The organism is Streptomyces cynarae (genome assembly GCF_025642135.1).
Classification (GTDB): domain Bacteria; phylum Actinomycetota; class Actinomycetes; order Streptomycetales; family Streptomycetaceae; genus Streptomyces; species Streptomyces cynarae.
The window spans coordinates 6,729,254-6,754,262 of sequence record NZ_CP106793.1 but is presented as its reverse complement, the minus strand read 5'-3'; the positions used below and the strand labels follow the sequence as shown (position 1 = coordinate 6,754,262).

Below are 25,009 nucleotides of genomic sequence, written 5' to 3'. Positions count from 1 at the left end.
CTACCCGGCGGCGTGCGCCACGGCCTCGTCGGCGAGTCGCACCAGCTCCGCGACCGGCAGCGACCCGGGCGCCCGGCGCTCCCGCGCGAACGTGGTGGCGAGCCGTTGCAGCAGTTCGTTGAGCGGGGTCGGCACACCGTGCAGCCGGCCCAGGAGGACGATCTCGCCGTTGAGGTGGTCGGCCTCGATGGTGCCGGTGCCTCGGGTGAGGGACTGCCAGGAGGAACCGCCACCGCGCTGGGCCCCCGCGAGCGGCACCAGGTGCACCTTGTCGCCGCGCATCTCCTTCTGCTCCGCGCCGCTCGCGTACGGGATGCCGGCCGCCTGGAGCACCGCCTCGCCCTCGGCCCGCACCCGCGCGTACAGCGACTCCGCCGCCTGTCCGGTGAGCGGCCCGCTGACCGCCTCCACGGCGTTGGCGAGGTTGCTCAGCAGCTTGGCGTACTGCCAGCGCGTCACGTCCGGCACGACCGGGGCCTCGAACCGGGCCTTCTCCAGGTCTGCGGCGATCCGGCGGGCGGTGTCGTCGGTGCCGTGCGGATACCGGCCGAGGTGCAGGATGCCGGTGAGCGGGGTGCCGGCGGCGGAGACGACGCCCGGTTCGACGAAGGTGGACGGGAGCCACACGCAGACGCCGTAGACATGGCGGAAGCGGCGCAGGGCGAGCCGCTGGCTCTCCACGCCGTTCTGCGCGCACACCAGCGGGAGCTGCTCGGCGGCCGTACCGCCGCCCCGCACCGGAGCCGGGCCCCAGGTGTCCAGCGCCACCTCGCTGTCCTGGGTCTTGACGGCCAGCACGAGGACGTCGTCCGTGCGCAACTCACCCAGCGCCGAAGGCCCGTCGACGACCGGCAGCCGGTGGGTGTGCTCGCCGTCCGGGGCGAGGAAGCGCAGTCCGTGCTCGCGCAGCGCCGTGTACTGCGCACCCCGCGCGACCAGGACCACCTCGTGGCCGACCTCGGCGAGCCGGGCCCCGACCGCTCCGCCGACGGCCCCTGCTCCGATGATGATGTAGCGCATGCCGACGAGCCTCGCACACCCGCTCGTCGCCCTTTGCCCCTGGGTGCGGAACTCCGTGGATCTCTGCGTCACTTCGTCCCGGGGGCGAACGGCGTCCCCTGGTGGAAGTACAGCTGCCAGCCGTCCTCGGTACGCCGCCACAGCGAACTGCGGTGCGCGTGACGGCCGTCGTTCTCCGTGTCGAAGGTGAGGTGCACCAGGTCCGGGGCGAGCTGGACGCCCGTGATGGGGGAGGTGACGGACGGCCGCGCCCCCGCATCGGTCGTCGAGGCCAGCATCTCGATGACGGAGGCCCGGTCCCAGTGCCGCCCGGAGACGCCGAACTCGTGGAAGTCGGGGTGCAGCAGCGCCCCGACCTGTTCGGGCGAGCGGCTGAACTGCGGGTCCAGGAGACGCAGTTCGCGCTCGATCGCCTCCTCGACGGCCGGGCCCTGCTCAGGCACGGGTCAGCTCCTCGAGTTTGACGACCGTGTTCCAGTTGCGGGTGGTGGCGATCAGCCCCTTGTTCAGCCGGGGCCTCGACAGCTGTTCGGCGAGCTTGGACCGGCCGAGACCGTCGGGGACGTAGAGGTAGAGCTCGCGGCCGCCGAGCCGGAACTCCTCCGGCAGGTACGCGGCCGGGTCGATCTCCGCGAACCGTTCGGCCTCCACCGGCCCCGAGAAGTACGTGACGTGCAGCTGCCTGCCCTCCAGCTCGTCGGCCGGGAACGGGCAGGCCTCGCGTACGGCCTTCAGGTACGCGTGGTCGCGTACGAGCACGTCGACCCGGAAGCCGAAGTCCTTCTCGATCGCCTCCTCGAGTTCCGCCGCCAGGGAGTCCTCGTCACCGTGGTCGGCGGTGAAGACCGCGTTGCCGCTCTGCAGATACGTGGCCACCCCGGTGTGACCGAGCCCGGTCAGCAGCTCCCGCAGGCCCGCCATCGGCAGCTTCCGGTTGCCGCCCACGTTGATCCCCCGCAGCAGCGCCGCGTACGTCGTCGTCATGCTCACACCCTAGAGCGCATCCCCGGGCGGGCGCCCGGACCCTGATCCCGGCCCTGAGGAGCCCGGACAGTTGTAAGGGGCCACTGTCCTCCCGGATGGTGAGGCGGGCCGGTCCGAGGGGATGAGCCGGGGCGCTCACGGTTCACCGGGCAGCACGACGAGTCGGGCTTACGCCGCCCCTACCTTCGAAGCGAACGGTGGCGGCAGGGGGCCGTCACCCGCACGGAGGGGGCAGCCCGTCATGGGGAACGGAGATACGCGGGTGCGGGGCATCGCCGCCCGGGCCGGCGGCTGGAGCGCTCGGCACCGATGGGCTGCCGTCGGCATCTGGGTGCTGTTCGTCGTGCTGGCCATGGCCGTCGGCTCGGCAGCCGGGCGCGTCGACATCAAGGACAGCGACGAACTGAAGGGCGAGACACACACCGCCGCGAAGATCATCGAGGACGCGGGGATCAAGCAGCCTGCCGGTGAGAGCGTGCTGATCCAGGCGAAGGACGGCACCACCACGGCCACCGACCCGCGGTTCCGCGCCGCCGTCACCGCGGTCGTGCGGGCCGTCGACGGCACCGGCCGGGTGACGGACGTGACCTCCCCGTACGACACGAAGACCATCTCCAAGGACGGCCGCAGCGCCCTGGTGCAGTTCGACATGCGCGGCGACGCGGACACCGCCGGTGACCGTGTCGAGCCCGTGCTCAAGGCCGTCGCCGGGGTCCAGAAGGACCACCCGCAGCTGCGGATCGAGGAGATCGGCGCCGCCAGCATGCGCAAGACGTTCTCCGACGCGTTCGGCAACGACTTCAAGCAGGCCGAGTACTCCGCGGTGCCGGTGGCGCTCGGCATCCTGCTGATCGCGTTCGGCGCGCTGGTCGCGGCGCTGCTGCCAGTGGCGCTCGCCATCACCGCGATCATGGCGACGATGGGCCTGATGGGCATCGTCAGCCATCTGCAGGCGATGAACGACACCGCCAACTCCGTGATGCTGCTGGTCGGCATGGCCGTCGGCGTCGACTACTGCCTGTTCTACCTGCGCCGCGAGCGGGAGGAGCGCGCGGCCGGACGCGATGCGGGCACCGCGCTGCGCATCGCCGCCGCGACCAGCGGGCGCGCCGTGATCGTCTCCGGTGTCACGGTGTGCGTGGCGATGGCGGGCATGCTGTTCACCGGACTCGCCACCTTCGAGGCGATGGGCCTGGCCTCGCTGATGGTGGTGGCGGTCGCCATGGTCGGCTCGGTGACCGTGCTGCCCGCGCTGCTGTCGCTGCTGGGCAAGCGCGTCGAGAAGGGCCGTATCCCGTTCCTGCACCCGGACAAGCGGCGCGCGCGGACCGGTCGCAGCGCCGACGAGGGCAGCCGGCTGTGGAGTGCCGTCCTGAAGGTGGTCCTCGCCCGGCCCGCCGTCTCCCTGGTGGTCGCGGCCGGTGCGCTGCTCGCGATCGCAGCGCCCGCACTCGGCATGAAGACCCAGAACCTCACCCTGGACCAGGAGTTCGGGAACAAGCTGCCCATCGTGGCCACCTACAACCGGGTCAACGAGGCCTTCCCCGGCGGTTCCGAGCCGGCCCAGGTCGTCGTCAAGGCGAAGGACATCAACGCGCCCGAGGTGAAGTCCGCGATCGCCGGCTTCCGCACGGAGGCGATCGCATCGGGCGCCTCGCGCGGCCCGGTCGACGTCAGACTGCACGACGCGCAGAACGTGGCCGTGATCTCCGTGCCGCTCGTCGGCGGCTCCGACCTGGACAAGGCGGGCAAGAACCTGGAGCTGCTGCGCGACAAGGTACGGCCCGACACGCTCGGCAAGGTGGAGGGCGTGCAGGCGCCGATCACGGGTCAGGTCGCGGGCTCGCACGACTTCAACGACCAACTCGTCGGCTCGGTGGTCCCGGTCTTCGCGTTCGTCGTGGTCTTCGCCTTCCTGCTGATGCTCCTGTCGTTCCGCTCGCTGACGATCGCGATCACCTCGATCGTCCTGAACCTGCTCTCGGTCGGTGCGGCCTACGGCATCCTGGTCGCCGTCTTCCAGCACGGCTGGGGCGCGTCGCTGGTGGGCGCGCACGGTGTGGGCGCCATCGTCACCTGGCTGCCGCTGTTCCTCTTCGTCATCCTGTTCGGCCTGTCGATGGACTACCACGTGTTCGTGGTGTCCCGGATCCGCGAGGCCCGTCTGCGGGGCAGGACCACGAAGGACGCGATCACGCACGGTGTGGTGACCACGGCCGGGGTCGTCACCAGCGCCGCGGTCATCATGGTCGCCGTCTTCGCGATCTTCGGCACGCTGTCCATGCAGTCCATGAAGCAGATGGGCGTGGGCCTGGCCGCCGCGGTCCTCATCGACGCGACCGTCATCCGGGGCGTGCTGCTCCCGGCGGTGATGGCGCTGCTGGGTGAGCGCAACTGGTACCTGCCGAAGTGGCTGCACCGGCTGCCGGACCTCACGCACGACGAGACACCGGCGGCGGTGGCACCGGCGGCGCGGGACGAGAACGAGCCACTGGGGGTCTGAACCCCGCCTGAGCGAGGGCCCGTCGGCGACCGGGGAGCCTACGGGCCCTCCCCTTGTGGGCAGCCGACGGCCCTCCCTGTGCGGGGATCTCACTTCGCCGACGCCGGTGCAGCCTGGGCCACTTGTCCGCGGGTTCGTTCCGCACCCCGGCCGGTGGCCGTCCCGACCTGCGTGAATGCGACACTGGCAGACCTCAAGGAACCGGTGGAGGACACGGAGGCGTGCGATGGACGAGATGCGGGCGCGGGATGTGCTGGACGCGGCGGGGGTACTGCCGGGTGCGGCGCGGGACGCTCGGCTCCTCGCCCTGGGTGAGAACGCGGTGTTCGCCGTCGGGGATCTGGTGGTCAAAGTGGGCCGCGACGCCGAGTTGCTGGACCGGGCGCGGCGGGAGCTCGACATCGCCGTCTGGCTGGCCGGGGCGGATGTCCCGGCGGTGCGGGCCGCCCGACCCGAACCCCTGCTCGTCGACGGGCATCCCGTGACCGTATGGCACCGGCTGCCCGATCCCGTACGCCCCGCCGAACCGCGCGACCTGGCCGAACTGCTGCGGATCGTGCACGCCCTCCCCTCCCCCGCCTTCACCCTGCCGCCCCGTGATCTGCTGGGCGGGGTGGAACGCTGGCTTCGGCTCGCGGGCGACGCGATCGACCCTGCGGACGCGGCGTATCTGCGCGAGCGCCGTGACGGGTTCGCCGCCGCGGCGGCCGCGCTCTCCCCGCATCTGGCGCCCGGACCGATCCACGGCGACGCGCTGCCGCGCAATGTGCACATCGGCCCGGACGGCCCGGTCCTGGTCGACCTGGAGACCTTCTCCGCCGATCTGCGCGAGCACGACCTGGTGGTCATGGCGCTTTCCCGTGACCGCTACGGTCTTCCCGCCGAGGCGTACGACTCCTTCACCGCCGCCTACGGCTGGGACGTACGCGCATGGGAGGGCTGCTCGGTGCTGCGCGGTGCCCGGGAGACGGCCAGCTGCGCCTGGGTCGCCCAGCACGCGCCGAGCAACCCCAAGGCCCTCGCCGAGTTCGAGCGCCGGGTGGCGTCGTTGCGGGACGGGGACGAGACGGTGCGCTGGTATCCGTTCTGAGAGCTTTCGGTTGCGTTCACCGACCCGCTCCGCGTCGCCGTCAAGCCGTGGCCGGCGCCGGCTCCCCCGCGTCCCCGTCCTTGATCGTCCCTGCGGCGCGGCGCAGTTCGGCCAGCACCGTGCGGACCGCTGTGCGGGCCGTGCGTTCGGGGCGGCACAGGGCGTCGATGTGCCGCCTGGCCTGGACGCCGTCGATCGGTCGGAGGACCAGCGCCGGGTGCGGACGCATCGTCCAGCGCGGCATCAGGGCGATACCGCCCCCTGCGGCCACGGCCTCCGCGACCACCGCGAACTCGTTGATGCGATGGACCAGCCGCAGCCGGCGCCCGGCCGCGGCGGCGATGGCCTCGATGGTGGCCATGACGGGGAACCCGTCGTGCACGGTGATCCACGGCTCGTCGGCCACATCCCGCGGGGTGAGCCGCCGCTTGCCGGCCAGCGGATGGCCGACGGGCAGCGCCACGTCGAGCGGTTCGCGCAGCAGGGTGGTGACGGTCACCGTGCCCGGCCACGGCGGGGCGTGATCGAGGCGGTGGGCGAGCACGAGGTCGTACTCCCTCGTCAGCCGGGGGAAGTCCTCTTGCGGCACGTCCTCGTCGGCGAGCGCCAGCCGGGGCGAACCGGGTCCGTTGAAGGCCCGCAGCAGCGGTGGGAAGAACGCCGAACCGGCGCTGTGGAACGCCGCGACCGACACCTCGCCGTCCGCTTTCCCGACGAATTCCTCGACGGCGCCCCGGGCCCGCGCCAGCGCCGTCTCCACCTCCACCGCCGCGCCGGCGAGCGCCTGCCCGGCGTCGGTGAGCACCAGCCGCCGCCCGTGCCGCTCGGTCAGCGGCACCGGGATCGATCGCTGCAGCAGCCGCAGTTGCTGGGAGATTGCCGACGGCGTCACCAGCAGCGCCTCGGCGACCGCGGTGACACTGCCGAGTTCGCCCAGCTCCCGCAGAATCCGCAACTGACGTTCGTCCATTCCCGCAGTGTAGGGGCACTGTGCAGGTGGACTAAAAGATCGTTTTAGAAACTGGTGCTGGGCTTCAGGGTCACGCGCGGTGCACCGTGGGCGGGTGTTCGACGCCCGCCGTACCGATGCGGTACTCCTCCTCGTCGCGCTCGTCTGGGGTTCCAGTTATCTCTCCGCCCAGACGGCGGTGGCCGCGCTGCCCGTCCCCGCGGTCCTGTTCGCCCGGTACGCGCTCTCCGCACCGGCCTGCCTGGTCCTGGTCACCGCCCGCCGTGGGCGGCGCCGGTGGACGCGGGACGAGGTACGGGCCGGAGTGCCGCTGGGGCTGACCCAGGCCGCGGTGCTGGTCGTGGAGACGTACGGAGTCGCCCACACCAGCGCCGCCAACGCGGGGCTGATCATCAGCCTGACCATCGTGCTCACCCCGTTGCTCGACCGCTCCGGTCACCCCGGCGGGCTGCCGCCCTCCTTCCACGCCGCCGCGGGGGTGTGCGTCCTGGCCGTGGGACTCCTGATGTCCGGCAACGGCTTCCACACGCCCGGACTCGGCGACCTGCTGATGCTCGCCGCCGCCGCCGTCCGGGCCGTGCACGTGGCCCTGGTCGGCCGGCTCACCGCGGGCCGCGCGGTGCGTCCCCTGCACCTGACGGCGCTGCAGACCCTCATCGGCACGGCGCTCTTCCTCCCCACGGCCGCCACCGCCCTGCCCGGCTTCGCCCGCGCCGGCACCGCGACCTGGATTCAGCTGCTGTATCTCGCCCTGTTCTGCAGCGTGTTCGCCTTCCTCGCGCAGACCTGGGCCGTCCAGCGCACCTCCGCCAGCCGCGCCGGACTGCTGCTCGGCACGGAGCCCGTGTGGGCCGTGGCCGTGGGCGTCGTCCTCGGCGGCGACCACCTCACCCCGCTCACCGGCCTCGGCGCGGCCCTGATGGTCGCCGGAACCTACTGGGGCCAGTCCGTCGAGCGCGCCCGCCGAACGGCCGCACCGGACCCGGCGCACGGCCCCGCCTCCGCGCATCACGCCGGAACCGAGAAGGACACCATGCGCGGGACCGCGGCACCCACCGGTTCCTGAAGGCGAACGCCCCGCCCGTCTCAGACCCTCCCGTCCACCGCCTCCCGCAGCGGCCACGTACCGTCCACCACCGCCTCCGCGTCGCCCTTGGCGCGCAGGAACTCCTGGAAGTCCGCCGCCCAGTCCGCGTACCACTCGATCTGGCTGCGGTGCAGCTCCGCCGGGCCGAGGGCCGCGACCTTCGGGTGGCGGCCGGCTATCGCCGCGGCCAGCCGGGCGGCGGCCAGCGCGTCCGCGCCCGCGTTGTGCGCGGACTCCAGCGCCACACCGTACTCCGCGCACACCGCTTCCAGGTTGCGCTTGCCCCGGCGGTAGCGGTCGGCCCAGCGGTCGATCGTGTACGGGTCGATGACCGGGGCCGGGGCGAGGCCCCCCAGACGTTCGCGCAGGGACGGCAGTCCGTGCCGTCGCAGCTCGGCGGAGAGCAGGGTGAGGTCGAAGGCCGCGTTGTAGGCGACGACAGGGACTCCCGTCCGCCAGTACGCCACCAGGACCTCGGCGATCGCGTCCGCGACCCGGTCGGCCGGGCGGCCCTCGGCCATCGCCCGCTCGTTGCTGATCCCGTGCACCGCGACCGCGTCGGCCGGAATCTCCACGCCCGGATCCGCCAGCCAGTCGCGGCGGCCGAGCGGCTCCCCGTCCTTGACCTCGATCACCGCCCCCGTGACGATGCGCGCCTCATACGGATCCGTCCCGGTCGTCTCCAGGTCGAAGCCGATCAGCAGCTCTCGGTGCCAGGCCATGGCGGCCCCCCTTCGTGGTGGTGCTTTCCCCCAGTGGCCTCCACCCTCGCATGCGCCACTGACAATCCGAGGACCGGATTCCGCTTCCGGTCGGCACCATGGGACAGTTCAGGACACCGGACGCGAATCGGCCCAAGCCAGTTCGAACTCCTCCCGGTAGGTGGGGAAGAGCCCGTTCTCCTCGACTTCGTCCGACTTGACGACCCGGCTGCCGCCCCGCAGCACCAGCACCGGCGCCTCCATACCGCGGGTGCGCCGCAGATAGGACTGCACGACCGCGATGCCGTCCGAGCCGTCCCCGTTCACCAGGTACGCGGTGAAACGAGGGGTTTCGTCGAAGACCTGGATCTCGAAGGCGCCCGGGTCGCGCAGCTTCGAGCGCACCCGGCGCATGTGCAGGATGTTCATCTCGACCGCGCGGCTCAGCTCGCCCTTCCTGATGCCTAGCTCCCGCTCGCGCCGTTTGACCGCGCTGGAGGCCGGGTTGAGGAACAGCAGCCGCACCCGGCAGCCGGACTCGGCGAGCCGCACCAGCCGCCGCCCGGAGAAGTTCTGCACCAGCAGGTTGAGGCCGATGCCGATGGCGTCCAGGCGGCGGGCACCGCCGAAGATGTCCTCGGCGGGGAACTGCCGCAGCAGCCGTACCCGGTCCGGGTGGACGGCGACCACGTCCGCGTACCGGTCGCCCACCAGGTCCTCGACCGCGTCGACGGGCAGCCGGCGGGCGGAGGGCACGTCACCGCCCGCGCCGAGGATCTCCAGGAGATTGGCGGAAGCGCGCTCGGCCTGCGCGAGGACCGCCTGGGACAGGGCCCGGTTGCGCGAGACCACGTTCCGGGTCACTTCCAGCTCGTCCAGGGCGAGCTCCACATCGCGGCGCTCGTCTATGTACGGCTCGAAGCACGGCCAGTGCTGCACCATCAGCTCGCGCAGCTGCGGCAGCGTCAGAAAGCTGAGCACGTTGTCGTCGGCCGGGTCGAGCAGATACCCCTTGCGGCGGCTGACCTCGCGTACCGCGACCGCCCGCTGCACCCACTCCTGGCCGGCCGGTCCGGCGGCGGCGACCACCCAGTCGTCGCCGTGGACCGGTTCGTAGATGGGGCGGAGAACGGCGGCCACGACCGCGCGCAGCCGCTGCTCCACCAGGTTCAGCCAGATGTAGGCCCGCCCGGCCCGCTGGGCGCGGGTCCGCACCTCGCGCCACGCGTCGGCGTCCCAGTCCAGTTCCGGTCCGATGGATCCCATCTCCATCGGCCGTGCCAGGGACACCGCGCCGGGCGGGACATCCGCGGAGTTCCCCTCGTGACCCTCGTCACCAGGGGGCAGCTCCAGCCCTCCCGAGCCCACCCGCGCACCGCCTTCCGCTCCCCCGAGCCTCCCCAGGGGCAAGGCCCCGGCCAACGATCAAGGAAGACTACTCCGGGAGTGCGGCACGGTGCAGCCGGATGGACAGGGTCGTTTCTCAACTACCGTTTCGGGGCTGTCCGTTCTGGTCGGCGAGAGCGGGCGGAGTGAGAGGATTCATAGCCGTGACGTCGCGCGGAGCGATGGAGAAGCCCTGCCAGTGGACCGGCATGGGCTGCTGGTCCTCGTCGCGCGCGACATGATGGAAGCCGACGTTCACCCACACCACCGGGTGAGTGAGGCTCTGGCCGTTGACCCATTTGTCGACCGTGGTGGCCGCCCCTGTGCCGCAGTCGCCCACGTTGTCACTGGCGAACTGCTCGCAGGGGTTGTACTCGGTGAAGTAGATGTCGTGCTTGGTGAACTCGTGGCCGAAGTATTTGGTGGACGCGCTGGGGACGATCTCGTACGAGCGCGCGTGGCCGTCCTTGTTCTTGCCCGCGTCGCTGACGACCCGCCACCAGCGCGAGTTCTTGGCGTCGCCGGCGAGTTCCTTGGTGACGGTGGTGCGGGTCGTCTTGTTGCTGGGCGCCTGGGCGCCCCGGGCGGGCGGGCTGACCACGGAGTCGTACTGCTCGATCTTGTTCCTGGAGGAGCCGTCGAGGCCGAAGTCGAGCCGCCAGAAGACGTTGTGGCTGTGGCTGGTGGCGTAGGAGCGGGCGCCGTTGCCGATCGGCCAGCCTCGGCCGTCACCCGCGTCGTAGTCGTACGGCGAGAGGCTGCCGGTGGCGCCGACGTTCATGTCGACCGTGCCGTCGTCCTGGAAGCGCCACTCGGTGATGTACTCGTACCAGCCGACCTTGTTGACGGTGTAGACCAACAGGTCCTTGCCCTGGGCCTGGTAGACCTTGTTCCCGTCGTCGCTCTGCATGCGGTAGGCGTGCCCGCGCGAACGGGTCGTGGTGCACACGCCGTTCACGTTGGGGTGGCCCGGGTCCAAGGCGTCCGGCACCTTCACCGTCTTGATGGTGCCCCCGGGACACTCGGCGGGCGCCATGTTCATCAGGCCCTGCGCGAACCCGGCGCCGGTCAGGTCGCTGTACTCGACCGAGCCGTCGTCGTAGGGGACGTCGATCTGGGCGAGCCGGGCGCTGTTCAGGACCTTGATCGGGCGGCTCTCGCCCGGGGGCTGGTAGGAGACGTGCTCCAGCACCAGGCCGGCGTATTTGTCGTAGCGCCGGCACATCCGCCAGGTGGTGCCGGTGGAGAGCTTCTGCTCGATCCGGTAGGCGGCGCCGCACTCGGCGGCCGGCGCGGCGGCGGTCTCGGGACGGGCGAAGGCAGGGGTGGCCGCCGTGCCACCGAGGGCGAGCCCGGCGGTCAGCAGGCCGGCCATGGCCCGCCGGTGGAGCGACTGCCGACGGGCACGGCTGTTTCTGTTCACGCGCATGACGAAGAGACTCCTGTTGCACGAAGCGAGAAGGGCGAAGAGCGCGGTCCGCGACCCGTGACCCGGAAAAACGTTCCTTCGGAAGGCGGTGTCCGCGTGGTTCAGCCGAGCCTGCCGACCTTTCGGGCGCTCAGGTCGATCACGAAGGAACGGCTGTCGATCCAGGAGCCGTTCGGGATCTTCGGGAGGAGCCGCACACAGCGGTGCCTGCCGCACTGGTCGAGGACCGCGGGCTGGGCGCCCGGCACCGCCCGGTAGACGATGCCGGTGAGCATCAGCTGGCCGGGCGAGGTGAGGTCCTTGCCGGTGGCGTCCTTGTAGTCGGCCTTCAGCCCCGCCCCGAGCGGGTCGGCGATGAGCAGCCGGGCCGCCTCGGCGTTCTCCTCCCGGGTGAGGGGCGGCTGCACACCGTGCTGGGTGCCCGTCCCCTCCACCTTCCCGGAACGCAGGTCGACGGTCTTGGTGACAAGAGCGTCGCTCCTGTAGTCGTAGAGCGTGACCTCCGCGCGTCGGGGCGCGTCCGGGTCGTCCAGTTCGTCCGCGTCCGGCTCGGCGAGGTCGACGGCGAGGCGTTGCGGACCCTTCCTGCCCTCGACGTTCTGTCCGGCGGCGAACTGCGGGCCGGTCAGCGCGATGCGCTCGGCGCGCCGTGCCTCGTCGTCGGTCAGCGGGTCGTCGCCCTTGCCGGTCGCCCCCTCGGCGGGAGCCCGCTCGACGACGCCGGGCCCCACGGACTGGTCCTGCTGCCGGGCGGCGAGTCCGCCGCTCTTGCCACCGGACTCCTCGGCCCCCGCCGAGCCCGGCAGCGTGATCCCGACCATCACGGCGGTCCCTGTCACCGCGATGGCCGCACCCGCCACCACCTTGCCCAGGTGGCGGCGCACTGTCCTGCGCACATGTCCCCCTACTCCCCCTGTGGTGCGGGAGTGGCTCGAGCCCCACTGGTTCGGCACACCACGGCGCGCGGTGGTCAGCGTGCGCGCCGGGTGTGCGCTGGTCGGCCGTTAAGAGGGATGCGGGTGAGAGAAGGTTCCATCGTGGGACGGATCGGAGGGCGCCGCGGACGATTCGCGCCATACTCGTCACTCGATGAGGGACCGAGCAGGATGAGTCAGGATTCCCGCTCGCTCAGAAGGGGGAGCAGTCACTTTCGGGAACTCGGCCGCAAGGCGCCCCCAGAGGGCCGGCAAAGCTGGGAGAGTCGAATTCATGCAGGTCTGGCCTGGAGAGGCGTATCCGCTCGGCGCCACCTATGACGGCGCCGGGACCAATTTCGCGGTCTTTTCGGAGGCCGCCGACCGGATCGAGCTGTGTCTGCTGCACGACGACGGCTCGGAGACGGCGATCGAGTTGCGGGAGACAGACGCGTTCGTCCGGCACGCGTATCTGCCGGGGGTGATGCCCGGGCAGCGGTACGGGTTCCGGGTGCACGGTCCGTACGCCCCCGAGCGCGGACTGCGCTGCAACTCGGCGAAGCTGCTGCTCGACCCGTACGCGCGCGCGATCAGTGGCGCGGTGACGTGGGGCGAGGAGGTGTACGGCTACCCGTTCGGGTCCCCCGACAAGCGCAACGACCTGGACTCGGCGCCATACACCATGGCGTCCGTGGTGATCAACCCGTACTTCGACTGGGGCGACGACCGCAGGCCGCGCACCGAGTACCACCGTACGGTGATCTACGAGGCCCATGTGAAGGGCCTGACGATGCGCCACCCGGCGCTTCCGGACGAGCTGCGCGGCACGTACGCCGCGCTCGCCCATCCGGCCATCATCGAACATCTGACCGAGTTGGGTGTCACCGCACTGGAGCTGATGCCCGTACACCAGTTCGTCAACGACCACCGTCTGGCGGACATGGGCCTGAGCAACTACTGGGGCTACAACACGATCGGCTTCTTCGCCCCGCACAACGCGTACGCCTCCTGGGGCGACCGCGGCCAGCAGGTCCTGGAGTTCAAGTCGGCGGTGAAGGCGCTGCACGAGGCCGGTATCGAGGTCATCCTGGACGTCGTCTACAACCACACCGCCGAGGGCAACCACCTGGGCCCGACGCTGTCCTTCCGGGGCATCGACAACCCCTCGTACTACCGGCTGGCGGACGATCCCCGGTACTACATGGACACCACCGGAACGGGCAACTCCCTGCTGATGCGCTCGCCGCACGTCCTGCAGCTGATCATGGACTCGCTGCGCTACTGGGTCACCGAGATGCACGTGGACGGCTTCCGTTTCGACCTGGCGGCCACCCTGGCGCGGCAGTTCCACGAGGTGGACCGGTTGTCGTCGTTCTTCGACCTGGTGCAGCAGGACCCGGTGGTCTCCCAGGTGAAGCTGATCGCCGAGCCGTGGGACGTCGGCGAGGGCGGCTACCAGGTGGGCAACTTCCCGCCCATGTGGACCGAGTGGAACGGCAAGTACCGCGACACCGTGCGCGACCTGTGGCGCGGCGAGCCGCGCACCCTCGCGGAGTTCGCCTCCCGGCTGACCGGTTCCTCGGACCTCTACCAGGACGACGGCCGCCGCCCGCTGGCCTCCATCAACTTCGTGACCTGCCACGACGGCTTCACACTGCACGACCTGGTCTCGTACAACGAGAAGCACAACGAGGCCAACGGCGAGGACAACCGAGACGGCGAGAGCTTCAACCGGTCCTGGAACTGCGGGGCCGAGGGTGAGACCGACGACCCGGCGGTGCTCGAGCTGCGGGGCCGGCAGATGCGGAACTTCATCGCCACGCTGATGCTCTCCCAGGGCGTGCCGATGCTCAGCCACGGCGACGAGTTCGCGCGCACGCAGAACGGCAACAACAACGCGTACTGCCAGGACAGCGAGCTCTCCTGGGTCCAGTGGCCGCAGGACGGCAGCGATCTGCTGGAGTTCACGCGCGCGATGGTGTGGCTGCGCCGTGATCACCCGGTCTTCCGCCGGCGCCGTTTCTTCCACGGCCGCCCGGTGCAGGGCACGCACGACGAGCTGTCCGACATCGCGTGGTTCACCCCGGAGGGTGAGGAGATGACCCAGCGGGACTGGACGTCGGGGCAGGCGAGCGCGCTGACGGTGTTCCTCAACGGCAACGCGATCTCGGAGCCGGGGCAGCGCGGGGAGCGGATCACGGACGACTCGTTCCTGCTGATGTTCAATCCCTCGCCGAGGACGCTCGAGTTCGTGGTGCCGGTCAACCACGGGCGCCAGTGGCAGGTGGTCGTCGACACGGCCGTCCCGGAGGGGCTGCCGCCGGGCACGGGTACGAAGATCGAGGCCGGGGGACGGCTGACCCTGGTGGACCGGAGCCTGGTGGTGCTGCAGCGGCCGGACTAGGGCCTCTCGTCTGGATCATGCCGGGCTCGCGGGGCACGCGCGCGTGGCGGACGTTTTCCGTGGGCGGCCGGGTCGGCGGCGCGTCGATGACACGAAAGGCGGCGGGGCGGGTACGTAGCTTTCCATGACACCTGAGCGTCCCGGCCCGACGGTGCCCACGGCCACGTACCGGCTGCAGTTGCAGCCGCGGTTCCCGTTCGGTGCGGCGGAGGCGGCCGTGCCGTACCTGGCCGCACTCGGCGTCTCGCACCTGCATCTGTCGCCGATCCTGGAGGCCGTCCCGGGGTCGGCGCACGGCTACGACGTCGTCGACCACGCGCGCGTGCGGGACGAGCTCGGCGGCGAGGCGGGGCTGCGCTCCCTGGCGCGCACGGCGCGGGAGCACGGGCTGGGCCTGGTCGTGGACATCGTGCCCAACCACATGGCCGCCTTCCCCCGCCACAACCGGGCCCTGTGGGAGGTGCTGCGCGAGGGCCCGGCGTCGCCCTACGCCCGCTGGTTCGACATCGACTGGGACGCACAGGGCGGACAGCTGCTGGTGCCGGTGCTGGGGGGCCGGCTCGGCGAGGTGATCGAGGACCTCAAGGTCGACGGGGACGTGCTGCGCTACCACGAGCACGTCTTCCCGTTGCGCGAGGGCACCGGGAAACTGCCGTTGCCCCAGCTGATCGACGCCCAGTGGTACCGCCCGGTGTGGTGGCGGCTGGCCCGTACCGAGCTGAACTACCGGCGGTTCTTCAGCATCTCCGAGCTGATCGGGGTGCGCGTGGAGGATCCGGAGGTCTTCGCCGCGACCCACGGCACGCTGCTGCGGCTGCTCGACGAGGGCGTCGTCGACGGTCTGCGCATCGACCACCCGGACGGTCTCGCGGATCCGGAGGTGTATCTGCGCCGGCTCGACGAGGCCACCGGCGGGCGCTGGACGGTCGTCGAGAAGATCCTCGCCGACGGCGAGCACCTGCCCACCGCCTGGCCGGTCGCGGGCACCACCGGGTACGACGCGCTGCGGCACGTGGAGGGGCTCTTCACGGACCCCGAGGGCGCCGAGGAGCTGCTCGGCCACTACCGGCTCTTCGCGATCCCGCGCGGCGACCGAGGCGGCCAGTGGGCCTCGACGGTACGGCGCGCCGCCTACGAGGTGGTCACGCACGAGCTGGCGACCGAGGTGGAGCGCCTCATCCGCGTGGCGAGCCGGCTGTGCGCGACGTCCCCGGACCCGGCGCTGCGCGACCACGCGCCCTGGGCGCTGCACACCGCGCTGCGGGAACTCCTCGTCCGCATGGAGGTGTACCGGCCGTACGCCTCCCAGGACGCCGCCGAGGTGGTCACCGAGGCGGCCGCCGCCGAGGCCCGGGCCGCGTTCACGGTGCCCGAGGAGGCGCACGCGGTGACCGTCGTGCGCGACCTGGTGCTGGGGCGGATCGGCGAGGAGCCCGACCTCGAGGAGTTCCGGGCCCGGTTCGCGCAGACGGCGTCGGCGCTGCGCGCCAAGTCCGTGGAGGACACGGCGTTCTACCGCTACGTGCCGCTGCTGTCGGCGAACGAGGTGGGCGGCGAGCCCGGCGCCCCGGCCGTCGCCCCGGAGGACTTCCACGCGTACTGCGCGCGCGTGCAGCGCGACTGGCCCGTCACCGGGACCGTGATGTCGACGCACGACACCAAGCGCAGCGCGGACGTGCGGGCGGCGATCTCGGTGCTCACGCAGTGCCCGCAACGCTGGGACGACGTACTGGCCGAGGTGACCCGCGCGGACGGTGACGCCCCCGACCCGCAGCTGGCCTGGGCGGCCTGGCAGACGCTGTTCGGGCTCGGGCAGGCGGACGAGGAGCGCCTGAAGGGGGCGCTGCTCAAGCATGTGCGGGAGGCGGGGCTGCACACCTCGTGGACCGAACAGGACCCGGCCTACGAGGACGCGGTGGCGGCTTTCGTCTCGGGAGGCCCGTGCGGGGCGCCGGGACAACTCGTGACGGCCCTGAGGGACGAGCTGGCACCGCACATCCTGGCGAACGCCCTGGGGGCCGCGCTGGTCCAGCTGACGATGCCGGGCGTGCCCGACGTCTACCAGGGCACCGAGGGCGAGTACCGTGCGCTGGTCGACCCGGACAACCGGCAGCCGTTCGCACCGCAGCAGACGGCCTCGGACAAGGCGGACCTCACCAGAGCCGCGCTGCTCCTGCGCCGACGGCGCCCGGAGGTCTTCGGCGCCTCGGCGACGTACGCGCCGCTGGCGGCCGAGGGCCCGGGTGCCGCGCACTGTGTGGCCTTCGTGCGCTCGGGTGAGGTGCTCACGGCGGTCACGCGACTGTCGCTGCGGCTGGCGGAGGCGGGCGGCTGGCACGACACGTCCCTCCCACTGCCGCCCGGCCGCTGGGCCGACGCGCTGGCACCGGAGCGGGAGTACGAGGGGCACACGCGCGTGGCGGACCTGTTCGCACGACTGCCGGTGGCGCTGCTGGAGCGGGTCGGCGGGCGTTGACGCCGTGCCCCTGTGCGCCGTCCGAAGCGTTCCTCATCCTCGCGGGGCGCGGGCCGCACCAGCGGTGAGCCCGCGCGTCCGCGCGCACGCGCGTGAGGTCGTCAGCTCCTTCCCCACGCGCGTGGGGTACCGGTGACGCCCCCGTGTGCGTGGCGACCGCCCGGCACGGAGCGGGCCGGTGTCTGGTCCGAGAGTGCGAACACCGCGCCGGTCTTCGCGGTCAGGTCGCAACTGTTCGCGAAGGTGTGGGTGTATTCCACCTTGTGGCCGTTCCACTCGCCGCGCGCGGAGACGGTCACGGGGGCGTAGAGCATCGTGCAGTAGGAGTGCTCGGGCGGGATGCGGTGGATGTCCCCCTGCACGGCGGCCAGTTGGTCGCAGGCCTGCACGGCCCGGGCGTGCCCCTGGGGCGGGTCGCAGATCAGCAGCGTGCCGCGGACGTCCCGGGAACGGGCGTCGCCCTTGGTGACCGTCAGATAGAGCCAGTTCCCGCTGGTGGCCGGCCGGGGCACGGCCTGGGCCGGTGTCGCGATGAGCAAGGCGGTCGCGGCGAGCAGGGCGCCGCGCAGGGCCAGGATCGTCTTGTTCATTCCCTGTGCATCGGCACCGCCGGCGCCGAACCCCAGTCCTTCTCACCCGAATGGGAGCGTACGGCCGTGTACTGCCCCGCGAGTTCGAAGGCGGCGAGCACCACGCGCGCCTGGTACTCGGCCTGGCGTGCCACGGGGATCCAGCGTGCGCCGTAGCCGTCGTGGTAGTCGGCGCACCAGGCGTCGATCAGCCGGTCCAGTTCGGGCAGCGCGTCGGCCGCCGCGCGCCCGGCGGCCCTGGCGAGCTGGTGCAGCAGCCCCGCGGTGCGCAGCGCGACGCGGCGGCCCGAGATGCCGAGGGCGGTCAGCCGTGCGGTGTCCAGCGGCGGCAGCGGCCGCTGACCGGCGCCGTGCAGGTCGGGGTCCCAGGAGTCGGCGAGTCCGGGTCCGACCAGTAAATAGTCGTCCACCGGGGCGAGCAGCCGGGCCGCGTCCGGCACGGCGTCCAGGTGGGGGCGGACGCGGGCCAGCAGCCCCTCCAGAAGGCGCGTGTCGCGGCGCAGCGTGCCGCTGACGGTCCGCAGGACCGCGTCGGGGTCGGCGAGCGGTGAGGGGTCCTCCACGGCCGCCACGCCCCACATGGGCGCCTCCACGACCGCGGTGACGGTGCCGTAGCGGTGCGGGTGGAACCAGGTCGACTCGACCGCGGCCTCCGTGATCGCGGCGGCGAGGTCGCCGCGGCGCGGGGGCGGGATGCGGTACACGGCGGGCCCGAGGAGCGGCCAGTACAGGGTGTCGTACGGCCCGAGCTCGCGCGGGATGCCGAGCCGGGCCGCGGCGTGGGCGAGCCGCTGGGCCATGCCGGGCAGGTCGTGGGTCAGTTCGACGAAGCCGCCGCCGACGTCGACGCCGTGCAGGGAGCACTGGAAGAAGGGCCGCAGTTCGTCCTGGAGGTCGAGCAGGGTGCGGGTCTCGGGCAGGGCGGCGTGATCGGCGCCGTCGGGCAGCCACTCGGGCTGTTCGAGGAAGCCGGGGCGGAAGAAGTTCCGGAAGTACCGGCCGAGGGTGTACGGGCCGGACAGCCAGCCCTCGTTGCGCCGGGCGCCGTCGGGGTCGAGGCACAGCAGCAGGTTCCAGGTGGTGTCGGCGTCCCGGACGAACCGGGGATCGGCCAGCGCCCGTTCGGCCAGGCGCAGGGCGGTGGCGCCGCCGACGGGCTCGTTGGCGTGCGGTCCGGCGACGACGAGGGCGTGGCGGCTGCCGTGGCCGACGGAGAGGAGCCACAGCGGCGTGCCGCCGCGGGACGTGCCCACGCGGCGGAGCCGGGCGTCGCGCGGGTGGCCGGCGGCCAGCGCGGCGGCACGGGCGCCGAGTTCGTCCACGGTCGGGTAGCGGAGGAGGGGCGGCAGGGCACACCTCCCCTTATGTGGTGCCGTCGATTCACCTGCTGTACATGGCGTACGCACAGTCAGTCACGGCTGCGCAGGTACGTCAACACCGTGGGGGGTACCGAAGGTTGGCTGGCGGAGGGACGGCACTCCGACGGCGTAACGCGCTCGGCAGGGCAGACCGCCCTCGCCCCGCTCCGTGCGGCAGACCGCGCGCCGTGGCCCCGCTCCCGCCCGGCAGGCCGGTCCTCGCGGGGAGGGCGCCCTACTCCGACGCCAGACGGAACGTCATCGTCCCGAAGCCGACCTGGTCGCCCTCGCGGACGACCGCGGCGCCGATCACCCTGCGGCCGTTGACGGTCGTGCCGTTCGTGGAGCCGAGGTCGCGCAGTATCCACAGGCCGCCCTGTCGGCTGAGTTCGGCGTGCACACGGGAGACCGTCTCGTGGCTGAGCCTGAGGCCGCTCGCGGGGTCGCGGCCGATCCGCAGCGGGTAGGGCCGGTCCGGGTGGGGCAGCAGCAGCTTGGGCAGCCGCTCGGCCTGCCAGGCCCGCCGCAGCCGTACGGTGAACCCGGAGACCGCCTCCACGGTCCCGAACACGATCCGCGACCAGCGCTTCTCGGTGGGCAGGTCGGCGGTGAGCGCGGCCAGCTCGTGCGGCTGCCGGGCGACCAGGGCCAACTCCATGCGCCGGAGGAAGGTGTCGTGCGACAGACGTCCCAGGGCGACGCCGTCGCGGAGCACCTTCAGCGCCCTGTCGCGTTCGGCGTCCGAGAGCCGCGCAGGGTGCGTGTGGAACTCGAAAGACGACGTCACGGACGTGATTGTCGGTCAGTCCGCCCGGACGTGTCCAGAAGACGCAAAGAGTGGCCCAAGCCGCCGTCAGGGTCGTTTCGTGTGACGAAAGGGTCGATCGGGCGGCGAAGTGATCGCGTTTTGACGCACCATGGACGGACTACATCACGATGGGCAGACGAGGGGGAACGTCAGTGCGGTTCGAGGTGTGGGCGCCACAGGCCGGCCGGGTCACGCTCCACTGCGGCGGTGCCACGCGCGCGTTGGAGCGCGATCCGGAGCGCGCCGGGTGGTGGGCGGGCGAGGCGGAGGCCGAGGACGGCACGCGTTACGGCTTCGCGCTGGACGGCGGCCCCGTGCTGCCCGATCCGCGCTCGCGGCGCCAGCCGGACGGGCCCGACGGGCAGAGCGCGGTGGTCGACCACGGACGCCACGCGTGGCGTGCCGCGTGGCCGGGGCGCGGGCTGCCGGGCGCGGTGCTGTACGAGCTGCACGTGGGCACATACACGCGTGAGGGCACGCTGGACGCGGCTGCCGAGCGGCTCGAGCACCTGGTGGAACTGGGCGTCTCACACGTCGAGTTGATGCCGCTGTGTCCGTTCCCGGGGCGGCACGGCTGGGGTTACGAGGGCGTCTCGCTGTGGGCGGTGCACGAGCCGTACGGCGGGCCCGCGGCGCTGAAACGGTTCGTCGACCGGGCGCACGAACTCGGCCTCGGCGTCGTGCTGGACGTGGTCCACAACCACCTCGGCCCCTCCGGCAACCACCTCCCCGCCTTCGGGCCGTACTTCACCGACACCCACCACACGCCCTGGGGCTCCGCGGTGAACCTGGACGCGCCGGGCTCGGACGAGGTGCGCGCGTACCTGATCGGCAGCGCGCTGGCCTGGCTGCGCGACTACCGGATCGACGGCCTGCGTCTGGACGCGGTGCACGCGCTGCACGACACGCGCGCGCTCCACTTCCTGGAGGAGTTGTCGCGGGCGGTGGACGCGCTGGCCGCCGAGGTGGACCGGCCGCTGTTCCTGATCGCCGAGTCGGACCTGGCCGACCCACGGCTCATCACCCCCCGGGCGGAGAACGGCCTCGGCGTCCACGCGCAGTGGAACGACGACTTCCACCACGCGCTGCACACCGCGCTGACCGGTGAGTCGCAGGGCTACTACGAGGACTTCGCCCGCGCGCCCTTCGCGGCCCTCGCCAAGACCCTGACGTCCGGGTTCTTCCACGACGGCACGTACTCGACGTTCCGCGGCCGGCGGCACGGCCGTCCGCTGGACCGCAGCCGGGTGTCCGCGCACCGCCTGCTCGGCTACTCCCAGACCCACGACCAGGTCGGCAACCGCGCCCAGGGCGACCGGCTCTCGGCGTCCCTCTCCCCCGGCCTCCTTGCGTGCGCGGCGACGCTGGTGCTCACGGCCCCCTTCACACCGATGCTGTTCATGGGCGAGGAGTGGGCCGCGGGCACGCCCTGGCAGTTCTTCACCGACCACACCGATCCCGACCTCGCCGAGGCCGTACGACGCGGCAGGCGCCGGGAGTTCGCGGCGCACGGCTGGGCGGAGGAGGACGTGCCCGACCCCCAGGACCCGGCGACCCGGGACCGCTCGTGCCTTGACTGGTCCGAGCCGGAACGCGAGCCCCACGCGCGCGTGCTGGCCTGGTACCGGGAGCTGGTCGCCCTGCGCCGCGGCCAGCCCGACCTGTCGGACCCCGACCTCTGCGATGTGAAGGTCACCTACGACGAGGACGCGCGCTGGCTCGCCTTCCGCCGCGGGGACGTCCGGGTCGCCGTCAACCTCGCCAAGGAGCCGTCGCACATCCCCCTGGGCCTCCGCAACGCGCGCGTGCTGGCCGCCTGGGAGCCGGTTCAGCCGCCGGACGAGGACGGGATGGTGACCGTGCCGGGCGAGTCGTGCGTGGTGCTGACGCAGGAGTGAGGTGCGGCGCACACGCTCGCGCAGACGTGCGCGCAAGCGTTTACGCACGCGTCGACGTGACGGCGCACGCGCCCGGCCGCCCGCAGGCGCCGGTGCGGTGGCGGCCGCCGGGCGCGATGGCGGCACGGGCCGCCGGGCGCCGTGGAGCACGGGCCTCCGCGTCCGTGCGGCCGGACGCCCCGCCGGCGCCTACGGCGTCTCGTCCCCCGGCAGTTCCGTGACGCGTTCCAGCAGGATCGGCTCCCAGGCGCGGCGCAGGCGGCCCCGGAGGTCCGGCAGGGGGGCGTCGCCTCGGCCCTGGAGTCCGCCGGCCAGTGCGACGAGCGCGTCGCAACGGGCCAGCCACAGGCCGCGCAGGCAGGGGCGGGCGCCGTAGCCGGCCAGGGTGGCGGCGCGCACCGCCGCGGGGGCGCCGACGGCCGCGGCGAGTCCTGCGATGTCCTCGGCCGGGTCGCCGATCACCGCGTCGTCCCAGCCGAGGACGCCGCGCACCCGACCGTCGTCACTGACGACGAGATGGTCGTCCCGCAGGTTGCGGTGCACCAGGACGGCCGTTCCGGGCTGAGGGGCGAGTTGGCGGGCGGCCGGGGCGGGGAACTGGGCGAGGCGGGCGGGGTCGAACTCGTCCCGCTCGGCGAGGCGCTCCGCGGCGTGCGCGGCGGCGGTTCGCACGGCCTCCAGCGGGCGGGGCGGGACGCGCGGCACGCCGAGCGACTCGGCCTGCCGTACGGGTACCTCGCGCAGCCCCGAGAGCAGGGCCGCGAGGTCCGCCTCGCCGACCGCCGAGACGTCCCGTACCGTTCCGGTCGATCCGGGCAGCCGGGCGTCGAGGGTGTAGCCGAGGCCGGCGGCCCACTCCCCGTGCGCCACGCTCACCGGCACCGCCGTCCCGATGTGCGGCCGCACCAGGGCCCGCAGCCGCAGTTCACGGCGTTGGCGTGCGGTGGCGTCCCGGTCGGCGGCCAGCCGCAGCACATGCCGCGTGCCGACCCACCAGGTGGCGTGCCCGCCCTCGGCGACGGGCGTCACGTCCGGCCCGTCGCCGTCGTGGAGCAGGGTGCGGACCAGTCGGCGTACGGTTTCCGCCGTCGGTGTCGGTGCCTGGGTCATGATCGCGCCGTTGTCGTCTCGGTGGGCCTGCTGCGGGTTCTGCCGGCGGGTCGGCCGGCCCTCGCGGTCGCGCGGGGGCGGCCACTGCGTCCTTCCCTCCTTCAGTCGACCATCGCCATCTCACGGGGCGTGTTGTTCATGCGGCGTCCGCCGTCCTCGGTCACCGTCACGATGTCCTCGATGCGGACCCCGAAGCGGCCGGGCAGATACACACCGGGCTCCACCGAGAAGCACATGCCGGGGACGAGGGGCTGCTCCTCCCCCTCGATCATGTACGGCGGCTCGTGCGTGGTGACGCCGATGCCGTGCCCGGTGCGGTGGATGAAGTACTCCCCGTACCCGGCGTCGGCGATGACCGCGCGGGCCGCCCGGTCGACGTCCTGGCAGGCCGCGCCGGGCCTTACCGCGCGGAAGCCCGCCTCCTGGGCGGCGCGCACCAGGTCGTGCACCCGGCGCTCCTCCTCGGTGGGTTCGCCCACGTGGACCGTGCGGGTGGTGTCGGAGCCGTAGCCGTGCTTGAGGCCGCCGAAGTCGAGGACGACCATGTCGCCGCGCTCGATGACGCGCTCACCGGCCTCGTGGTGCGGGTTGGCGCCGTTGGGGCCCGAGGCGACGATGGTGAAGTCGACCTGGGAGTGGCCGAAGTGCCGCAGCAGATCGGCGAGGTCCCCGGCGACCTCGCGCTCCCGGCGACCGGCGAAGGGGACCTTCCGGATCTCCTCGTACGCCGCGTCCGCGGCGGCGCCCGCGGCGGCCAGCCGGTCGAGTTCCGCGGCGTCCTTGACGGCCCGCAGCATCGGCAGGGCGCGGGTGAGCGCGACGTGGCCGGCGTCGGGCAGCCGTTCGCGCAGGCCGAGCAGGTGCAGGGCCCAGGCGTTGTCGCTGATGCCGTAGCGGCCGTCGGCGGTCAGCAGGGAGGCGGCCGCCTCGTAGGGGTCCTTGCCGTCGGTCCAGTCGCGCAGCGTCAGAGCGCTCCCGCCGGGCGCCTGGGCGGCGTCGGGGGCCTCCAGGGTGGGCACGACGAGGACAGGGTCGTGCCCGGGGCGCAGGACCAGCAGGGTGAGGCGTTCGGTCTCCACCGGGCGGTATCCCGTCAGCCACACCAGGTCGGGTCCGGGCGCGACGAGGACCCCGTCGAGCCCGGCTTCGGCGGCGGCGTCCGCGGCGCGCCGCATCCGGGCCGCGTAGTCCTCGGCGGTGAAGGGCGCGGGACCGTCCCTGTCGGGCGGTACGGGCGTGCCGGTCATCCATAACCTCCGCTGGTCCGGGTCCTCCCAGGGTCTACGGGCAGCATCCTGCCCCTCCGCAGGGGCGGACGCGAGCCCATTGCGACCATGACGGCCCGCGTACGGGGGCGCCCGCCCGCGCACCGGGTCACCCCCTGGCCTGCGGAGCGGGCAGCAGCCGCTCGGCCAGTGTCGCCGCGGCTCCGCGCAGGCCCCGGCCGTGTACGAGTTCCGTGCGGTGGACCACGCGGGGCGCCGTGAGCGGCACGGCGACCGTGCCCGGTACTCCGGTGGCCGCCGATCGCGGCAGCACTGCGAGGCCGTGGCCTGCGGCCGCAAGCGCCATGAGCGTGCGCAGATCGGTACCCTCCTGGCGCAGGGCCGGCCGGAAGCCCGTGCCACCGGCCACGGCCCGCAGTTGAGCCAGCGGCAGGCCCGCGTCGGGGGCGTCCAGCCAACGGGCGTCCGCGAGGTCGCCGAGCCGGAGCCCGGCGCGGCCGGCGAGCGGATGGCTGCGCGGCAGCAGAACGCAGACGGGCTCCTCGCCGGCGCTCTCGGTCATGAGCGGCGCCACGTCGGGCAGCCGCAGCGGATCGCTGGGCGCCGCCAGGCCGTCCACGAGGCCGAGGTCCGCGCCGCCGGTGGCGACCGCTGCGGGTATCTCGTCCCGGGTGAGCACCCTCAGGGTGACGCCCGCGGCGGGCAGTGCGGCGAGGACGCGCGGCCCGAGCGCGGTCGGCGTGGCCGCGAGCGTCACCCCGAGCGTGGGTGCGGCCGCCATCCGCGTGACGTCGGCCCTGGCCGCATCGAGGCGCAGCAGCAGCGGACCGGCGTGTTCGAGGAGCCGTTCACCCGCCGTGGTGGGGGCGACCGGACGCCGGGTCAGCAGCGGCGCGCCGAGGTCCTGTTCGAGCGCTGCGATGTGCTGCGACACGGCGGACTGGGTGTAGCCGAGTTCGCGGGCGGCCTCTGAGAAGGACGCGAGCCGGGCCACGGTGACGTAGGTGCGCAGGAGGTGCGGGTCCATGCGCTTCAGCATGCCGCAGGACATCAGC

20 protein-coding genes are annotated in these 25,009 nt (G+C 72.7%); 6 read left to right on the top strand and 14 right to left on the bottom strand.

Annotated features, from left to right (window positions below; all coding sequences use genetic code 11):
• The 3 genes from N8I84_RS30675 to N8I84_RS30665 form a co-directional block, all read right to left on the bottom strand.
• Nucleotides 1-1,020 (bottom strand): ketopantoate reductase family protein, encoded by a 1,020-nt coding sequence (locus N8I84_RS30675; RefSeq protein WP_263232652.1) that lies wholly within the window; start codon nucleotides 1,018-1,020, stop codon nucleotides 1-3.
• A gap of 68 nt (nucleotides 1,021-1,088) precedes the next feature.
• Nucleotides 1,089-1,463 carry a nuclear transport factor 2 family protein gene (locus N8I84_RS30670; protein ID WP_263232651.1) on the bottom strand — a complete coding sequence of 125 codons (375 nt, stop codon included), beginning with the start codon at nucleotides 1,461-1,463 and terminating at the stop codon, nucleotides 1,089-1,091.
• Nucleotides 1,456-2,004 carry a DUF1697 domain-containing protein gene (locus tag N8I84_RS30665; protein WP_263232650.1) on the bottom strand — a complete coding sequence of 183 codons (549 nt, stop codon included), beginning with the start codon at nucleotides 2,002-2,004 and terminating at the stop codon, nucleotides 1,456-1,458. The genes N8I84_RS30670 and N8I84_RS30665 overlap by 8 nt, the downstream gene beginning before the upstream one ends.
• Nucleotides 2,005-2,245: 241 nt before the next feature.
• Between N8I84_RS30665 and N8I84_RS30660 the strand changes: the two genes are divergently transcribed.
• Nucleotides 2,246-4,507 (top strand): MMPL family transporter, encoded by a 2,262-nt coding sequence (locus tag N8I84_RS30660; RefSeq protein WP_263232649.1) that lies wholly within the window; start codon nucleotides 2,246-2,248, stop codon nucleotides 4,505-4,507.
• A 226-nt stretch (nucleotides 4,508-4,733) separates the two neighbouring features.
• Nucleotides 4,734-5,597 carry a phosphotransferase enzyme family protein gene (locus tag N8I84_RS30655; RefSeq protein WP_263232648.1) on the top strand — a complete coding sequence of 288 codons (864 nt, stop codon included), beginning with the start codon at nucleotides 4,734-4,736 and terminating at the stop codon, nucleotides 5,595-5,597.
• A 40-nt stretch (nucleotides 5,598-5,637) separates the two neighbouring features.
• On the opposite strand, the gene N8I84_RS30650 is transcribed toward N8I84_RS30655, so the two are convergent.
• Entirely contained in the window at nucleotides 5,638-6,567 is a 930-nt protein-coding gene (locus N8I84_RS30650; RefSeq protein ID WP_263232647.1) for a LysR family transcriptional regulator, read from the bottom strand.
• Nucleotides 6,568-6,661: 94 nt separating this feature from the next.
• Here N8I84_RS30650 and N8I84_RS30645 point away from each other — a divergent pair, with 94 nt between their 5' ends.
• The gene (locus N8I84_RS30645; RefSeq protein ID WP_263232646.1) at nucleotides 6,662-7,633 is read left to right on the top strand and encodes a DMT family transporter; all 972 of its coding nucleotides are present in this window, start codon (nucleotides 6,662-6,664) and stop codon (nucleotides 7,631-7,633) included.
• A 20-nt stretch (nucleotides 7,634-7,653) separates the two neighbouring features.
• Here N8I84_RS30645 and N8I84_RS30640 read toward each other — a convergent pair whose 3' ends face one another.
• The 4 genes from N8I84_RS30640 to N8I84_RS30625 all read right to left on the bottom strand — a co-directional run bounded on the left by N8I84_RS30640 (nucleotide 7,654) and on the right by N8I84_RS30625 (nucleotide 12,066).
• The gene (locus tag N8I84_RS30640) at nucleotides 7,654-8,376 is read right to left on the bottom strand and encodes a 3'-5' exonuclease (protein ID WP_263232645.1); all 723 of its coding nucleotides are present in this window, start codon (nucleotides 8,374-8,376) and stop codon (nucleotides 7,654-7,656) included.
• 108 nt (nucleotides 8,377-8,484) lie between these two features.
• Complete coding sequence (locus tag N8I84_RS30635; RefSeq protein ID WP_263232644.1) at nucleotides 8,485-9,723, bottom strand: SAV2148 family HEPN domain-containing protein; 1,239 nt, start codon at nucleotides 9,721-9,723, stop codon at nucleotides 8,485-8,487.
• A gap of 115 nt (nucleotides 9,724-9,838) precedes the next feature.
• Complete coding sequence (locus N8I84_RS30630) at nucleotides 9,839-11,170, bottom strand: copper amine oxidase (RefSeq protein ID WP_263232643.1); 1,332 nt, start codon at nucleotides 11,168-11,170, stop codon at nucleotides 9,839-9,841.
• A gap of 101 nt (nucleotides 11,171-11,271) precedes the next feature.
• Entirely contained in the window at nucleotides 11,272-12,066 is a 795-nt protein-coding gene (locus tag N8I84_RS30625) for a Tat pathway signal sequence domain protein (protein ID WP_263232642.1), read from the bottom strand.
• Between the two features lie 313 nt (nucleotides 12,067-12,379).
• Between N8I84_RS30625 and glgX the strand changes: the two genes are divergently transcribed.
• Together glgX and treY are read left to right on the top strand one after the other, a co-directional pair.
• Nucleotides 12,380-14,488, top strand: a complete 2,109-nt coding sequence (glgX, locus tag N8I84_RS30620) for a glycogen debranching protein GlgX (RefSeq protein ID WP_263232641.1) — start codon at nucleotides 12,380-12,382, stop codon at nucleotides 14,486-14,488.
• A 124-nt stretch (nucleotides 14,489-14,612) separates the two neighbouring features.
• Nucleotides 14,613-16,964 (top strand): malto-oligosyltrehalose synthase, encoded by a 2,352-nt coding sequence (gene treY, locus N8I84_RS30615; protein ID WP_263232640.1) that lies wholly within the window; start codon nucleotides 14,613-14,615, stop codon nucleotides 16,962-16,964.
• A 101-nt stretch (nucleotides 16,965-17,065) separates the two neighbouring features.
• Here treY and N8I84_RS30610 read toward each other — a convergent pair whose 3' ends face one another.
• From N8I84_RS30610 to N8I84_RS30600, 3 genes are all read right to left on the bottom strand, one after another.
• Nucleotides 17,066-17,554: a subtilase-type protease inhibitor gene (locus N8I84_RS30610; protein ID WP_263232639.1), complete on the bottom strand. Its 489-nt coding sequence runs from the start codon at nucleotides 17,552-17,554 to the stop codon at nucleotides 17,066-17,068.
• On the bottom strand, nucleotides 17,551-18,876 hold the full coding sequence (locus tag N8I84_RS30605; RefSeq protein WP_263232638.1) for a M14 family zinc carboxypeptidase: 1,326 nt from the start codon (nucleotides 18,874-18,876) through the stop codon (nucleotides 17,551-17,553). Before N8I84_RS30605 ends, N8I84_RS30610 begins: the two co-directional genes overlap by 4 nt.
• Before the next feature lie 271 nt (nucleotides 18,877-19,147).
• Nucleotides 19,148-19,699: a DUF1707 and FHA domain-containing protein gene (locus N8I84_RS30600; RefSeq protein WP_263232637.1), complete on the bottom strand. Its 552-nt coding sequence runs from the start codon at nucleotides 19,697-19,699 to the stop codon at nucleotides 19,148-19,150.
• A 173-nt stretch (nucleotides 19,700-19,872) separates the two neighbouring features.
• Between N8I84_RS30600 and treZ the strand changes: the two genes are divergently transcribed.
• Entirely contained in the window at nucleotides 19,873-21,618 is a 1,746-nt protein-coding gene (gene treZ / locus N8I84_RS30595; RefSeq protein ID WP_263232636.1) for a malto-oligosyltrehalose trehalohydrolase, read from the top strand.
• 189 nt (nucleotides 21,619-21,807) lie between these two features.
• Here the strand turns inward: treZ and N8I84_RS30590 are convergent, their stop codons facing one another.
• The 3 genes from N8I84_RS30590 to N8I84_RS30580 all read right to left on the bottom strand — a co-directional run bounded on the left by N8I84_RS30590 (nucleotide 21,808) and on the right by N8I84_RS30580 (nucleotide 24,981).
• Nucleotides 21,808-22,728: an aminoglycoside phosphotransferase family protein gene (locus N8I84_RS30590; protein WP_263232635.1), complete on the bottom strand. Its 921-nt coding sequence runs from the start codon at nucleotides 22,726-22,728 to the stop codon at nucleotides 21,808-21,810.
• Between the two features lie 101 nt (nucleotides 22,729-22,829).
• Complete coding sequence (locus tag N8I84_RS30585) at nucleotides 22,830-23,975, bottom strand: aminopeptidase P family protein (protein ID WP_263232634.1); 1,146 nt, start codon at nucleotides 23,973-23,975, stop codon at nucleotides 22,830-22,832.
• A gap of 127 nt (nucleotides 23,976-24,102) precedes the next feature.
• Nucleotides 24,103-24,981 (bottom strand): LysR family transcriptional regulator, encoded by an 879-nt coding sequence (locus N8I84_RS30580; RefSeq protein WP_263232633.1) that lies wholly within the window; start codon nucleotides 24,979-24,981, stop codon nucleotides 24,103-24,105.
• Nucleotides 24,982-25,009: the final 28 nt, after the last annotated feature.